The organism is Caballeronia sp., assembly GCF_028292365.1.
Classification (GTDB): Bacteria; Pseudomonadota; Gammaproteobacteria; order Burkholderiales; family Burkholderiaceae; genus Caballeronia.
The window spans coordinates 1-15,559 of the sequence record NZ_JAQGMM010000431.1 but is presented as its reverse complement, the minus strand read 5'-3'; the positions used below and the strand labels follow the sequence as shown (position 1 = coordinate 15,559).

The window sequence follows — 15,559 nt, the reverse complement described above, 5'->3', positions numbered from 1 at the left end:
GCTTCTGAGCGCTGTGGCGCAACAGACCGTCAGTTAGCGGCCTGCATAAGGTAATGTGAGCGTACTTAGAGGTGGTTTCAAAAAGACGTGAAGGGGGCTGTTAACTTCATGGACATGCTGTTAACCTTGGTCGTCGTGACGACGAGGTCAAGGGGATGGACAAGCCAATCATTGACGACGAATTGTGGAAACGAATCGAACCCTTACTGCCACAGCCGAAGCCTCGACGCGAGAAGTACCCGGGTCGCAAGCCGATACCCGATCGCGCCGCATTGAGCGGCATTTTGTTTGTGTTGCGCACCGGGATGCGTTGGCGCGATCTACCCGCCGAAATGGGTTGCGGCTCTGGCGTGACGTGTTGGCGCCGCTTGCGCGACTGGCAAGAAGCCGGCGTGTGGGATCGATTGCACGAGCTGATGCTTGCCGAGTTACGTGCAGCCGACCAAATCGACCTCGCACGCGTGAATCTCGATTCGTCTACCGTGCGAGCTATCGGGGCGGGCCAAAAACAGGGCCGAACCCCGTAGATCGTGGGCGACCGGGCTCCAAGCACCATGTTGCTACCGACGCAAACGGGGTGCCGCTCTCGATCAATTTGACCGGTGCACATCGCCATGACGTCACACAATTGTTGACGCTCATTGACGCGATTCCGCCCATTCGTGGTATCCGCGGGCGCCCTTTGCAAAAGCCTCAAGTCGTCTATGCCGATCGCGGATACGACTCCGAAGCACACCGGCGAAAATTGCGCGATCGGGGTATCAAACCCGTTCTTGCCAAGCGCCGCACCGAGCATGGCAGTGGCCTCGGAAAATACCGATGGGTAGTCGAACGTACTCATGCTTGGTTCCATAATTTCCATCGTCTTCGAGTCCGCTATGAGCGACTTGCCAAGATCCATGAAGCCTTCCTGAAGTTCGCGGCGTGCCTCATCTGCTGGAGCACCCTTAAGCGATCTACTCAGCCTTTTTGAAACCGCCTCTAATACTACAGCCGTAGATGCAAAGAACCTGGTGGTACGCAACCGCGGCGCCGGTAATGGTATTGCTGGGCGCGGTACTGATGCCTGCGCCGCCATGTGGACCACGACAGCACGTACTCGATTGAATGAGCACCACGCCATAACAAGCGGCAAAGCAGTCGGCGGATCTCCTGCACGGTTAGCGGCACCGAACCGTCAGGTGTTTTTTTTGCCTTGTACCCGCAGGGTGACGAGCGCTGCGTGAGCCAGCAAAGCCAGCGTGATGTGCCGGTACCAACCCTGCCACCGGCGCACCTCATACTGATCGAGACCGCATTCGCCTTTGGCCGCCTCAAACCCCACCTCTATTTCCCAGCGCCGGCCAGCGACGTTGACCAGCGTCTGCCGCGTGGCCTTGCTGCGCGGTGCATATACGACGTAATACGCATGCTCTCGTTTCTCATCAAGGCTGCGCCGCACCAGCAAATAATGCCCGAAGCGACGCTCTTCGGCGGTAATCTGCAGGCGCCATAGCGGCGTGAGCGCCCAGTCATACAGGCGCTCGCCTTTGGCTCCGGCACCGGCGGATAGGCGTCGCCATGCCCGTGCTGGCAGAGCTTGTGCGATCTTGTCGGCTCGCATAGAGGTAGGACCCTCCCACCACAGCGGTTCGTTCTTCGCGACCGCCAGCACAAATGGTTGCGCGCGCGACTCGAGCCACAGCCGCAGCTGACGGTCACCTCCATACACTTCGTCACCCGTGACCCACCCACAGGGCACACCAGCATCCAGCGCCCGCTCGAGCATGCTGCAGGCAATCTGCGGCTTCGTCGCAAACTCTACCGACTCGGGAATGCCCGCCGCTTCGCAGCGCGCACGGTCGTCTGTCCACGCCTGCGGCACATACAGTTCGCGGTCGATGAACGCGCTGCCTCCGTGGCCCGCGTAGCAGAGGAACACACCGATCTGGCTGTTCTCGATGCGGCCTGCCGTGCCACTGTACTGGCGCTGCACACCTGCCAAGTGCTCCCCCTTCTTGACGAAACCGGTCTCGTCCACAATGAGTACCGTGTCACGCTCGCCAAGTTGTTCAACGACGTATTCCCGCAGCACGTCGCGCGCAGCATAGGCATCCCACTGCGCTCGCTCGAGCAGGTGTTGCACGCCGTCGGGCGTGGCTTCGCCGATCCACTCAGCGAGTTGCCAGCCGTTCTTGCGTTCAATCGCGCCGAGCAGGCCCTTCAGGTACGCCAATGTACGCTGCCGAGGCTCGGGCCGTCTGAACAGGCCGCCCAGCCGCTCGTGCAATACATCCAGTTCCCGTTCCCACGCTTTCGCAACTGTCTCCATAGGCTCATATACACGTAGTAATCCTAATTAACTATAGTACAAAAATCTACGGCTGTAATACTAAATACCATCCGAGGGCGTCATGAAGACCATCCATATCCAGAGCGGCGCGTTGCGCGCTACCTTTTTCACTGCGGCTATCGCGACCATGTTGACCCTTGGCGCCTGCGGCGGCTCGGGCTCAACCAGCAAACAATTACGCAGTTCGGGATCCGGAGCGATACCGACCACTGGCGGCAGCGGCGGCGGTAGAGGTAGCGGAACAGGCAGTTCGGGTGAGGGCGGCGGGAGCACCACGGCCGGCGGTGAAACAGGCGCCGGCGCCGGCTCCGATGGTGGCGGTTCCGGTGCAGGTGCAGGTGCAGGCATAGGCACTGGCGGTGGAGGCGCTGGCTCTGGCGGAGGGACGGTCGTTGCTGGCGGCGGCACGGTGGAGGAACCGGCGGTACCGGTGGCGGTACGGGTGGTGGAACTGGCGACGGTTCAGGTGGCGGGATTGGTGGTGGTTCAGGCGGTGGAACTGGCGGCGGTAGCGGAGGCGGCACAGGCGGCGGTGCCTCGGTGACGACCCCCGTTGCGGCCGCGCTTGGCGGAGCGGGCAACGTTGTATCTGCAGCGGGCAATGCAGTGACGGGCGTAGGCACGATAGTCGGCAACGCAAACATTCCCGGCGTCAGCACCGGCACAACACAGGCAGCAGGCGGTGTCGTCTCGCATCTCGGCGACGCAGTCGATGCCCTGGGTAACGGCGTCTCGCAAGGGCTCGGCCAGATTGGTTCGAGTGCTAACCCCGTGGGCACGACGCTCGCCAGCACCGGCAATGTGGTTCAACAAGTCGGCGCTGCCATCAGCAGTACCGGCGATCTGGTGACCAGCGTGGGCAGCGGCGCGCTCTCCCCGCTTGCCCCTGTAACAACGCCGTTGGGCAGCGTGGTAGGTACCCTCGGCAACGCCGTTACGCAAACCGGCGGTGCACTCGGCACGACGCTTTCTACCGGCGTAGTCAACCAGATCACGCAGCAGGCCAGCACGGCAATCACACCGATCACCGCGTTAGCCGGCGCGCTGACGCAGACCGCTGGCTCCGCAACCGGCCTCGGCGCACCCACCGACAATCTGCTCGCCATGCTCGGCGGTGTACTCAAGTCGACGGGCAGCACAGTCGCTTCAACGGGCAACAATCCGCTTGCAACCGGTCTTGGCGGTGTCGTGTCCACTGCGGGCAGCACGCTCGCATCAGCCGGCGGTCTTGTGAACGGCACACCGGGCACCAACCCCTTCTCGCCAGTCACAGGCATCCTCTCAGGCCTGACAGGGGGCGCGGGTGGGACAGGTTCGAGTGGCCCACCCGCGCCCGTCACGAGCCTGGTGAGTGGCTTGACGGGAGGTCTGACAGGCGCTGGCGGCACGGGCGGCGCAGCCGGTGCGCTCTCTCCCATAAAAGGCCTGGTCGGCGGCGTGGCAAGCACGGTCTCAAGCCTTGGCGCCGCACCGGGAGCTGCCGGTCCGTTGGCTCCCATTGCAGGCCTGGTCAGCGGCTTGACGAGTGTCGCAGGCGGTGCCGGTTCAACACCGGGGGCAGGCCCAACCGCGTCTCTCACCGGCCTACTCGGCAACTTGACGAACACCGTAGGCGCAGTCGCTACCAGCGTGGCTACACCTGTAGCCGGCGTAGTAGGCGCCACCACGAGCGCGCTGACCAACGCGACATCGGGTGGTGCGGCGGGATCGGGCGGCAATCCGCTCGCGCCGGTGACAAGCCTCGTGGGTGGTCTGACAGGCGCCCTGACCGGCGCTGCATCAGGCACGGGGACGGGAGCAGCGAACCCGGTTGGCGGGCTGCTCGCCTCGGTCACTGGAACGGTCGTAGGAGCAGGCGTAGGCGCGGGGACCACGACGACGAAATCGCCGTCGACCGGTGCAACGACGACCACCACCGGCGTAGGCGTTGGCGTGGGCCTGTCGAGCACCACAGGCAGCGGTGCGGGCAGCAGCTCGCCGGGCAACCCGCTGGGCGGCGTGACCTCGCTGCTGGGCGGTCTGCTAGGCGGGCATAACAAGTGACATGACGCTGCCGCGAAGCTTGGGCCTCGATGCTTGTCACCTGGAGCGATAACTCGAGGCCATCGGGTCCGTGACCCGGACCGCCCCAAGTTCGGGTTCACGGTTTGAAGCATCCTTTCGTTACGTCCTCGCGACGAGGAGGTCGGGTACCGACACCCCTCAATGATCCTTTCAGTGTCCGGTAAACACTTCGTCTTCCCCGGCGCCGCTCTCGGCGCCGGTCTCGCATCCACCAGGACAACTTTCTGCGTGTATTCAAAGACCGCCCAACAACCGCAAGGACACCCGACAAATCCGGATAGATCGAGACAGGAACAAACATAGCCAAAGGTTATGGCCACAAAGAACCGTAGTACAGAGGCATGCAATAGATGCAATAGAAGCAGCACCCAGCATCAAACGATGACGAACGCAGCAGGACCACGGGTCATGTCGATCCGGTCTCCTCCGCAGTTCGCACGAAAAAAGCCAACGAGGGCCGTACCGTGAATATCAAGGAATGGAAATGGACGCTGCTGCTTGCGGCGGTGGCAGCGCATGCCGCCCAAGCGCAGACCAGCGGGCAGCTCGCGCGACCCGCACTGGCGGGTAATCCACTGGACGCGTTGCCGCAAGTGAACGCGCCGCAAAAACCACCTGCCGTTACCGTCGATGTCCAGCCTCAGACCCCGCACATCCAGGAACTCCTCGCGCGTCACTTGACGCCACAAACGATCGAAGTGGAAGGCGTAAAAGCCTTTCCCTTCGATGAAGTCGCGCAACGCTTCACCCAGCTTGTGGGCAAGGACGTCACCATCGGCGAACTAATGGAGATGGCTAACGGCGTGACCGCGCTCTACAAGGAACGGGGTTACGCGCTCTCCTTTGCTTTCGTGCCCGCGCAGACCTTCGAAAACGGTGTCGTACGCATCACCGTGGTGGAGGGTTACGTAGCCGATATCAAGATCAAGGGCGATCCCGGCACCGCTGAAAAACGCATCCGCGCGATCGCTGACCGGATTCGCGCCGACCGGCCGTTACGGCAAGAAACCTTCGAACGTTACGTCAATGTGCTGGGCCTCACGCCCGGCGTGAAGATCGCGGCCACCGTCGCGCCGCCGCAGACCACCGACGGCGCGACCACGCTCGACCTCGATGTCGAGCGCAAGCCGTTTAATATCGCGACCGGCATCGACATGAATCATCCCGGCGTGCAAGGCATTGTTACCGCGACGGAGAATGGCCTGCTCGGCCAAGGCGAGACGCTGGGTGTCTCCGCGCTACTGCCCAAGGGCCGCAACGATCAAACCTTTTTCGACGTCAACGGCTCGTCGCCAATAGGCACCGATGGTTTCACCGTCAAGGCAAATGCATCGCATTACTACGGACATCCTGTCGATAACCCCGGCCTGCCCTCTTACGTCGAGCGCACGGTCATCAATGACAAGGCAGGCTTGTCGGCGTCGTATCCGTTCGTGTTGAGCAACACGCGCAGCCTGATTGGCACGGTGGGCGCATACGCCTCGCACGATGAGGACCGCTACAAGAACACCATCACAGGCGCCCAGCTTGGGCAGCGTTCGCAAGTGCGTGTGACGACGTTGCAACTCGACTACACCGGCGTGGATACGGGAACTGTCCGGCGCGCGAGCCTGAACGTCGCGAAAGCGTTCGATGTGCTTGGCGCATCGAAGTCGGCGGACACCAACATTCCGGGCGTTATCACAACCAACCCCGCGTCACTCACCTTCGTGCGAACGGGCGCCACCGTTTCGCAGACCAGTGAATGGCCGTTCAAGATCGGCACCTCGATTGCAGCAACCGGGCAGTACAGCGCGGATTCCCTGCCGACGTCGGAGCAGATCGCGTTTGGTGGACAACGCTTCGCGCTCGGTTATCAGCCGGGAGAAGTATCGGGTGATTCGGGCTGGGCCGCGTCGGCGGAAATCAACCGGCCGTTTGCGATCGGACTGGCGTTCATGAAGACCTTCACGCCTTACGTTTCCGTCGATACTGCCCACACGTATCTTCACACCGCCGGTGCGAAACCGAGCCGCCTGGCGTCGATAGGCGTGGGCTTCCGGATCTCCGATGCCAAGTACTACAGCCTGGATTTATCGCTGGCGAAACCGGTTGGCGATGCTCCGGTGGAAGGGAACGGCTCGCGCAGCCCGCGCGTAAACGCGACCTTCTCCTACCAATTCAACTGACATGGGACAGACTCTGTCGAACAACCTGTCCGACTAGAGGGTTTGTACAAAACGCTCCCCATGCTTTGTCGTATTCTGTCCGGCACGCAGCACCCGCTCTAGCCGTTCATAGCCGGCAATAATGACAACATGGTCAACATATCAAGAGACGTTTTACCTCCAGGAGGAAGCATGACGGGATTTACCCAACGCGCGCATCGGCATGTCGGACGCATCATGCTTGCCGGTGCACTACTCGCCTCGGCTGCAGCAAGCATGGCGCAAGCGGCATCGCCCACGGGACTCTGGCAAACCATCGACGACAAGACCGGTCAACCCAAGGCGCTTGTGCAAATCGTCGAGGACGGCGACGGCACACTCACCGGCAAGATCCTCACCGGACTCGGCAGCAATGACGATCCGAACCGCCGCTGCACGGCCTGCACGGATTCACGCAAGGACCAGTTGATGAAAGGCATGACCATCATCAACGGCATGAAATCCGATGGCGATACGTGGGACGGCGGCCAGATTCTCGACCCCGAGAACGGCAAGCTGTACAAATGCAAGATGCACCTGGACGATGGCGGACAGAAGCTCGTGGTGCGTGGATACATTGGCGTATCGCTGCTCGGACGCTCGCAAACCTGGGTTCGACAACAGTAGAAACGCTGTGTTTGAATGCTTGACGCACAAAGAAAACCCGGCTGGAGACTTGAGTCTCCAGCCGGGTTTTTTGTGCACGAGCGAGCTTCGCACGCGTATCACGTCGTTTATCCCGCCGCGTGACACACACCGTCAAGCTGCGTGACGCACACCGTCCCGGGGGTATTCAACCGGTTCCGGGGTAAGCGGTCCGAGCGGCACGAGTGGCATAAGCACTGGCCTTGCGTCGGCGTGCATCTCGCCCTGCCGGGTGGCTTCCGCCGCAATCGCATGGCCGCCCAATCCCTCAGGCAACTCCGTTGGCACTCGCATGCGCGAGGTCATCAACGAATACAAACCTTCACTCGCCACGCCGAACAACTGCTGCATTACACGCCCAAGCACACCGGAGTCGTGCCATGCCTTGAAGCGCCGGTGACACGTCTGATACGACGGATATTTGCGCGGCAACGTTGACCATGAAGCGCCGCTATACATCACCCAGAGCACGCCGTTAAGCACGGCACGCGTGTTGGCGTGCGGGCGTCCACGCAACTCTGAACGGGGCCGCAACTCTGGCAACAAAGGTGCGACCATTTGCCATTCTTCGTCGGACATATCGCGGTAAGGCTTCATGGTTCTCTCCAATCACAAGTAAGTGATTAGAAGATACCGATCTGCCCGAACCCCCGGTATCAGACATGTCCGAATCTTGAAATACGGTCCAAAGCCTTACAGCAGTAAGCTCGAGTCGAAATTATGAGTCTCGCATTGTCAATTCGGCCGTTCGGCCAACGCTGTGTCACCTCAGCGAGCGAGGTCAGCGAACTAGGTCAATGAGGTGTCCACCAGCCGGCGCTCCGACTCCAGATATTCCTTCGACTGCATCTCGGTAATCCGCGACACCGTGCGGGCAAACTCGTTGGCCATCGGACCCTCCACGTACAGCTCTTCCGCCGGCACCGCCGCCGACATCAACAGCTTCACCTTGTGGTCATAGAACACGTCGATCAGCCACGTAAACCGCCGCGCCTCCGACGCATTGCGCGGCGACATCTTCGGTACCTCGGAGAGAATCACCGCATGGAAGCGGCTCGCCAGCTCGAGATAATCGTTCTGTGAACGCGGGCCACCGCAGAGCGTCGCGAAGTCGAACCAGACCACGCCATCGGCTTTGCGCAACGCCTTCAGTTCACGCTTCTCGATGCGCAGGATCGGGCTTTCGTCCGGTACCGCGGCAAGCTTCGCGAAGTCGGCACGCAGCGCTTTGTCAGCGGCGGCGCCCAGCGGCGTGTGATACGCAGTCACTTGCGACAAAGTACGCTTACGATAATCCGTGCCGGCATCCACATTAATCACGTCCAGCTTCGACTTGATCAGCTCAATGGCGGGCAGCAACCGGTCGCGGTGCAAACCATCGGGATAGAGCAAGTCAGGGTCGTAGTTCGACGTCATCACGAACTGCACACCGGCGCCAAACAGCCGGTCGAGCAGTCGATAAAGAATCATGGCGTCGGCAATATCCGAGATATGAAACTCGTCGAAGCAGATCAACCGATAACGCTTCGCCACGCGTCGCGCGAGTTCATCGAGCGGATCGGACGTGCCCTTCAACTCTTCGAGCTCACGATGCACCTCGCGCATGAACTCGTGGAAATGCAGGCGTGTCTTGCGCTGCACCGGCACGACCGCGAAGAAGCTGTCCATCAGGAAGCTCTTGCCGCGCCCCACTCCGCCCCACATGTAGACGCCGCGCGGCAACTCCGGATGCACGATCAGCTTCTTGAACGCATTCGAGCGGCGCGCCTTGTACGCCACCCACTCATCGTAGCAGCGCTGCAAACGTTCGACCGCCGCAAGTTGCGCCGCGTCCGATTGATAACCCCGCGTCTGCAGTTCGTTTTCGTAGTATTCGTTGACGTTCATGGTGCGAGGTTTTTCAAGGCTAAGAAAGATACAGGCCGTGGATAAAACAAAGGCGAGCGGGAAAAACTCCCGCCCGCCTTCGTCTTGCCGCTCAAACGATGCCGCAATTACATATTGAGCGCGCGTTTGTCGACGGCGAGCGCTGCTTCGCGCATCACTTCGGACAACGACGGGTGCGGATGGCAGATCCGGCCGATATCTTCCGATGCCGCCTTGAACTCCATCGCCACCACCGCTTCAGCGATCAGGTCCGACGCGTTCGCCGCAATGATGTGGCAACCGAGCAATTCGTCGGTCTTCGCATCGGCGATCATCTTGACGAACCCGTCCGCCTTGCCGATACCCAGCGCGCGGCCGTTCGCCATCATCGGGAACTGACCGGTCTTGATCTCGCGGCCTTCAGCCTTGAGCTGCTGCTCCGTCTTGCCGACCCACGCAATTTCCGGTTCGGTGTAGATCACCCACGGAATGCAGTTGTAGTCGATATGCGGCTTCTGACCATCGATAATTTCGGCCACCAGCACGCCTTCATCTTCAGCCTTGTGCGCGAGCATCGGGCCACGCACCACGTCGCCGATCGCGTACACGTTCGGCACGGTGGTCGCGCAGTGGTCATCGACGGGAACAAAACCGCGTTCGTCCGTCTTCAGGCCGATAGATTCCAGACCGAGGTTGTCCGTGTTCGGCACGCGGCCGATCGACACGATCAAACGGTCAGCGTCGAGCGTCTGCGCGTTGCCGTCCTTGTCCGTGTAGGCCACTGAAACGCTCGAATCCGTCGTCTTCACTTCGCCGATCTTCACGCCGAGGTGAATGTCCAGACCTTGCTTCTTGAATTGCTTCGCCGCTTCTTTCGCGAGCGAGTCGTCGCATGCGCCGAGGAACGCGGGCAACGCTTCGAGCACCGTGACGTCCGCGCCCAGGCGACGCCACACCGAACCCAGTTCCAGCCCGATCACGCCCGCGCCGATCACGGCAAGCTTCTTCGGCACGGCGTCGAATGACAGCGCACCTTCATTGTCCGCGACAATCTTGTTGTCGACCGGAATGCCCGGCAGATGGCGCGCCTTCGATCCCGTGGCGATGATCACGTTCTTCGCCGTCACGGTTTCGGTTTCTGCTTCGCCGCTCACTTCAATCTGCACGCCGGCGTCCGTCTTGCCGGTGAACTTGCCATGACCCTTCAGCCACGTGATCTTGTTCTTGCGGAACAGGAACTCGATGCCCTTCGTCATCTTCTCGACAATGCCTTCCTTGCGGGCAAGCATCTTCGTGAGATCGAGCTTCACATCGCCCACGTTGATACCGTGATCGCCGAGGTGATGCAAAACGTTTTCAAATTCTTCCGACGAAGCCAGCAGCGCTTTCGACGGAATGCAGCCCACGTTCAGACACGTGCCGCCAAGCTTCAGGTTACCGGCCGGGTTCTTCCAGCTTTCAATGCACGCAACCGACTTGCCGAGCTGTGCCGCACGAATCGCCGCGATGTACCCACCAGGGCCTGCACCAATCACGACGACATCAAATTCTTTGGACATGACTATCCTTCTCTTGTTGGATACACGGCGCGTCCGGGCCTACCGAACGCGCCATGAGTCCCAAATAAGGTTTTACTGCCAGATTTAAAGGGCCAACGACAGCTTAGATGTCCAGCAGCAAGCGCGACGGATCTTCCAGCGCATCCTTCATCGCGACCAGCGACAACACCGCTTCACGGCCATCGATGATCCGGTGGTCGTAAGACAGTGCCAGGTAGTTCATCGGACGAATCACGATCTGGCCGTTCTCGACCACCGCGCGTTCCTTCGTTGCGTGCACGCCCAAAATAGCCGACTGCGGCGGGTTGATAATCGGCGTGGACAACATGGAACCGAACACACCGCCGTTCGAGATCGAGAACGTACCGCCAGTCATTTCTTCGATCGAGAGCTTGCCGTCGCGCGCCTTCACGCCGTATTCAGCAATCTTCTTTTCGATGTCAGCCAGGCTCAATTGATCCGCATTGCGAACGATCGGCACGACCAGACCACGCGGCGAACCGACAGCAATACCGATGTCGAAGTAACCGTGATAGACAATATCGTTGCCGTCGATCGACGCGTTCACCAGCGGATACTTTTTCAGCGCGTGGACAGCAGCCTTCACGAAGAACGACATGAAGCCGAGCTTCACGCCATGTTCCTTCTCGAACTTGTCCTTGTACTTGTTACGCAGGTCCATCACCGGCGCCATGTTCACTTCGTTGAACGTGGTCAGAATGGCGTTGGTTTGCTGCGACTCGAGCAGACGCTCGGCGATACGTGCACGGAGACGCGACATTGGAACGCGTTGCTCCGGGCGGTCCTTCAGCCATTGGTCAGCACCCGGCGCCTTCACGTCCGGCAGAGACGGCTTGGCAGCCTTGGCCGGAGCCGGTGCCTTTGCAGCCGGCGCCGAAACCGCAGCGGAAACAGCCGGCGCGCCTTGCGTTGCAGCCAGTGCATCGCCCTTCGTGATACGGCCATCGCGGCCCGAACCCGAAACCTGGTCGCTCGAGACGTTCTTCTCAGCCAGGATCTTCGCAGCCGAAGGCGAAGCCGAGGTGTTCGAAGCCGACGCGCTGGCCGATGCGCTGGCCGCTACCGGTGCAGCTTCTTGTTGCGGTTGCGCGGCCGGTGCCGGCTGCACTTCGGCAGCGCCTGCGGCGGCAGCAACTGGCGCTGCGCCCGCTTTTGCATCCGTATCGATCGTCGCGATCAATTCTTCGGCCGTCACTATATCGCCGTCATGCTTGATCACTTGCGCCAGCACGCCTGCAGCCGGTGCCGGCACTTCCAGCACGACCTTATCCGTTTCGACTTCGACGAGAATTTCGTCGATGGCAATTGCTTCGCCCGGCTTCTTCTTCCACGTCAGCAAAGTGCCTTCGGACACGGACTCAGAGAGCTGGGGAACCTTGACTTCTACGATAGACATTATGTTTTTTCCTGAATGTATCTGGGTACAACGTCAATTCCTGGAGAGTTCGACGCCGTCAATTTCTGGATGACCAGAGCGTGTAAATGCAGCGCGTCTAACCAATCAATGGCGAGCGCTGCTTGTGCATTCCACGTTCAAAATCGAAACTCGAATCACAGGACAGCGCACGAAAAACCGGGGAGCCGCCAACAGCGGCACTCCCCGGTCACAGCCGTTACTTCGAGATCGTCTGCGCGCCCTTCAACCGGCCAAACGCGCCTTCGATCAGCGCCTTCAGCTGCTCGTAGTGTTTCGCGTAATAGCCGACTGCCGGGGATGCCGATGCCGGACGGCCGCTGTAAGCCAGCTTCTGTCCTTCACGCATGCCTTCACGCAGATGATGCTCGACGTAAAACCAGGCGCCCTGGTTCTGCGGCTCGTCCTGTGCCCAGACCACTTCGTTCGCGTTTTCGTATTTCTTGATTTCCGCGTCGAACTGCTTGTGGGCGAACGGATACAACTGCTCGATACGGATGATCGCAACGTCGTTCGCCTTCGCTTCGCGACGATGCGCCACGAGGTCGTAATACACGCGACCCGAGCACACGATCACGCGCTTGACCTTCTTCGGCTCGATCGTGCCATCCACTTCGCCGATGATCGGCTGGAACGAGCCCTTCGCCAGCTCCGACAGATCCGACACCGCTTCTTTGTGGCGCAGCAGCGACTTCGGCGTAGCGACGATCAGCGGCTTCCTGAACAAGCGGATCATCTGACGGCGCAACAGATGGAAAATCTGCGCCGGCGTGGTCGGCTGGACCACTTGCATGTTGTGATCTGCACAAAGCTGCAGGAACCGTTCGATACGCGCCGAGGAATGCTCCGGACCCTGACCTTCATAACCGTGCGGCAGCAGCATGGTGAGGCCTGATACACGGCCCCACTTCACTTCGCCCGACGAGATGAACTGGTCGATCACCACTTGCGCGCCGTTCACGAAGTCGCCGAATTGCGCTTCCCACGCGACCAGCGTGTTCGGCTCCGCGGTGGAATAACCGTACTCGAAACCGAGCACTGCTTCTTCCGACAACACCGAGTCGATCACGGTGAACTTCGCCTGACCTTCAGCAATGTTCTGCAGCGGAATGTACGTACCGTCGTTCCAGCGTTCGCGGTTCTGATCGTGCAGCACGGCGTGACGATGCGTGAACGTGCCACGGCCCGAGTCCTGGCCCGTAAGACGCACGGCGTAACCCGATGCCACCAGCGACGCGTAAGCCAGATGCTCGCCCATGCCCCAGTCGAGCTTTGCTTCGCCACGGCCCATCGCGCGACGATCGTTGATCACGCGCTCGACCAGCGGATGCACCTTGAAGTTATCGGGAACCGTGGTGATGCGGTCCGCGAGGCGCTTCAGTTCAGCCAAAGGAACGGCCGTGTCAGCGGCATCGGTCCACTTGCGGTTCAGGAACGGAACCCAGTCCACCGCGTACTTGCTCTTGTAGTTCGAGAGCACCGGGTCGACCGTGTGATGACCATCGTCCATTGCCTGGCGATACGCTTTCACGTAACCGTCAGCGTCGTCCGCCGTGATCACGCCTTGCTGCACGAGCTTTTCAGCGTACAGCGCGCGCGTACCCGGATGTTTCGCAATCGTCTTGTACATCAGCGGCTGCGTGACCGCCGGCGTGTCCTGTTCGTTGTGACCCAGCTTCCGGAAACAGATGATGTCGACAACCACGTCCTTGTGGAACTGCATGCGGAAGTCGATTGCCAACTGCGTGCACAGCACGACCGCTTCCGGATCGTCGCCGTTCACGTGCAGAACCGGCGCTTCGATCATCTTCGCCACGTCCGAGCAATACAGCGTCGAGCGCGCATCGCGCGGGTCGGACGTCGTGAAGCCGATCTGGTTGTTGATGACGATATGCAGCGTGCCGTGCGTGCCGTAACCGCGCGTTTGCGCGAGGTTCAGCGTTTCCATCACCACGCCCTGACCGGCAAATGCCGCGTCGCCGTGGATCTGGACCGGCAGCACTTGCAGGCCGTCGATGTCGCCGCGACGATCCATACGTGCCTTGGCCGAACCTTCGACCACCGGGTTCACGATTTCAAGGTGCGACGGGTTGAACGCAAGCGACAGGTGAACCGGGCCGCCATCGGTTGAAACGTCCGACGAGAAACCCTTGTGATACTTCACGTCACCGGCCGGCAGGTCATCGACGTGCTTGCCTTCGAATTCGGCGAACAGGTCAGCCGGCATCTTGCCCAGCGTGTTCACCAGAACGTTCAGACGTCCGCGGTGAGCCATGCCGATGATGATTTCCTGCACGCCGGCAGCGCCCGCGTGGCGCACGACTTCGTCCATCGACGCAATGAAGCTCTCGCCGCCTTCCAGCGAAAAGCGCTTCTGGCCGACGTACTTCGTGTGCAGAAAACGCTCGAGCCCTTCAGACGCCGTCAGGCGCTGAAGAATGTGCTTTTTCTTGTCGGGGGAGAAATTCGGGGTGGAGCGGATCGATTCGAGCTTCTCTTTCCACCAGCGCTTCTGTTCCGGATCGCTGATGTACATGAACTCGGCGCCGATCGTGCCGCAGTACGTGTCACGCAATGCCTTCACGATTTCACGCAGCGAAGCCTGTTCGAAACCGAAATACAGGTTCTGTGCATGGAACATCTGATCCATGTCCGCTTCAGTGAAGTCGTAGAACGCGGGTTCGAGCTCAGGAATGGCCGGGCGCTCGCGGCGCTTCAGCGGATCGAGGTTGGCCCATTGGGAGCCGAGGAAACGGTAAGCGCCAATCAGCGACTGGACATAGACCTGCTTGCGCGCGGTCGCCAGATCACCACTGCTCTCGCGCGGCACGAAGCCGTTCGATTTCGCGCGTTGCGCGAACGATTCGACGATCGGGCCGTGGGCCACGTCGTTGTGATTCGTCCCATCCGATGCAGGCACGTTCTGCAACGCATCGAAATAGGTACGCCAGGTCTCGGGCACTGACGCGGGATTATCGAGATATGCCTCGTACTGTTCTTCAACATACGGGGCATTACCGCCGAACAAATAGGAGTTCAGCTGGGAATTCTTCATCATTTTTACGCTCACCTTTCTTCGAGTTTCTCGAGAAATAGCGGGTTACTCAACCTTCCGCAACACGGCCTGACCGTTTAGCGGATTGCGCGAATCAAGTCTGCTTGGAAGGACCTAAAACTGGCAATGCATCCTCTAGCATAGCACAGATCATTACGTCGACGCGCCGATAGCCGCACCCAGGATGCTTATCCAGCGGGCTTGCAGGCACCTTTCGCGAATAAGGGACACATGGATCAGGCCGTGCTCAGCCAATAAAAAAGTCGCCCGAAGGCGGCCTTTCCCAACACGCTGATTCGTGTGAATTATTCGCGTGAATCAGTCCACTGCGCCCTTACGGCTGGCGCTACGGCGCTCGTGCTCCTTCAGGTAACGCTTACGCAGACGGATGGACAACGGCGTAACTTCGACCAGTTC

General features: G+C 60.4%; 11 protein-coding genes. 5 read left to right on the top strand and 6 right to left on the bottom strand.

Going from position 1 to position 15,559, the window contains the following annotated elements:
* Nucleotides 1–155 precede the first annotated feature (155 nt).
* A protein-coding gene (locus JWR14_RS25700) for an IS5 family transposase (protein WP_299714020.1) occupies nucleotides 156–973 on the top strand; the annotation gives its coding sequence in 2 pieces (ribosomal slippage) (nucleotides 156–504 and nucleotides 504–973; 819 coding nt in all).
* 204 nt (nucleotides 974–1,177) lie between these two features.
* Here the strand turns inward: JWR14_RS25700 and JWR14_RS25695 are convergent.
* Nucleotides 1,178–2,311, bottom strand: coding sequence for an IS701 family transposase (locus tag JWR14_RS25695; RefSeq protein ID WP_366144598.1), 1,134 nt, complete (start codon nucleotides 2,309–2,311; stop codon nucleotides 1,178–1,180).
* An 82-nt stretch (nucleotides 2,312–2,393) separates the two neighbouring features.
* On the opposite strand from JWR14_RS25695, the gene JWR14_RS25690 reads away from it, so the two are divergent.
* From JWR14_RS25690 to JWR14_RS25675, 4 genes are all read left to right on the top strand, one after another.
* Nucleotides 2,394–2,876, top strand: coding sequence for a hypothetical protein (locus JWR14_RS25690; RefSeq protein WP_299714017.1), 483 nt, complete (start codon nucleotides 2,394–2,396; stop codon nucleotides 2,874–2,876).
* On the top strand, nucleotides 2,873–4,375 hold the full coding sequence (locus JWR14_RS25685) for a collagen-like triple helix repeat-containing protein (protein WP_299713956.1): 1,503 nt from the start codon (nucleotides 2,873–2,875) through the stop codon (nucleotides 4,373–4,375). The genes JWR14_RS25690 and JWR14_RS25685 overlap by 4 nt, the downstream gene beginning before the upstream one ends.
* A 485-nt stretch (nucleotides 4,376–4,860) precedes the next feature.
* The gene (locus tag JWR14_RS25680; RefSeq protein ID WP_299713953.1) at nucleotides 4,861–6,564 is read left to right on the top strand and encodes a POTRA domain-containing protein; all 1,704 of its coding nucleotides are present in this window, start codon (nucleotides 4,861–4,863) and stop codon (nucleotides 6,562–6,564) included.
* Nucleotides 6,565–6,735: 171 nt separating this feature from the next.
* A complete protein-coding gene (locus tag JWR14_RS25675; RefSeq protein ID WP_299713950.1) occupies nucleotides 6,736–7,209 on the top strand; it encodes a DUF2147 domain-containing protein in 474 nt (157 codons plus the stop codon).
* Between the two features lie 132 nt (nucleotides 7,210–7,341).
* Here JWR14_RS25675 and JWR14_RS25670 read toward each other — a convergent pair whose 3' ends face one another.
* From JWR14_RS25670 to JWR14_RS25650, 5 genes are all read right to left on the bottom strand, one after another.
* Nucleotides 7,342–7,824 (bottom strand): transposase, encoded by a 483-nt coding sequence (locus JWR14_RS25670; RefSeq protein WP_299713947.1) that lies wholly within the window; start codon nucleotides 7,822–7,824, stop codon nucleotides 7,342–7,344.
* A gap of 192 nt (nucleotides 7,825–8,016) precedes the next feature.
* On the bottom strand, nucleotides 8,017–9,114 hold the full coding sequence (gene zapE, locus JWR14_RS25665; RefSeq protein ID WP_299713945.1) for a cell division protein ZapE: 1,098 nt from the start codon (nucleotides 9,112–9,114) through the stop codon (nucleotides 8,017–8,019).
* A gap of 107 nt (nucleotides 9,115–9,221) precedes the next feature.
* Nucleotides 9,222–10,652, bottom strand: coding sequence for a dihydrolipoyl dehydrogenase (gene lpdA / locus JWR14_RS25660; RefSeq protein WP_299713942.1), 1,431 nt, complete (start codon nucleotides 10,650–10,652; stop codon nucleotides 9,222–9,224).
* A 103-nt stretch (nucleotides 10,653–10,755) separates the two neighbouring features.
* Entirely contained in the window at nucleotides 10,756–12,069 is a 1,314-nt protein-coding gene (gene odhB, locus JWR14_RS25655; RefSeq protein ID WP_299713939.1) for a 2-oxoglutarate dehydrogenase complex dihydrolipoyllysine-residue succinyltransferase, read from the bottom strand.
* A 217-nt stretch (nucleotides 12,070–12,286) separates the two neighbouring features.
* Nucleotides 12,287–15,145, bottom strand: coding sequence for a 2-oxoglutarate dehydrogenase E1 component (locus JWR14_RS25650; protein WP_299713936.1), 2,859 nt, complete (start codon nucleotides 15,143–15,145; stop codon nucleotides 12,287–12,289).
* Nucleotides 15,146–15,559 lie beyond the last annotated feature (414 nt).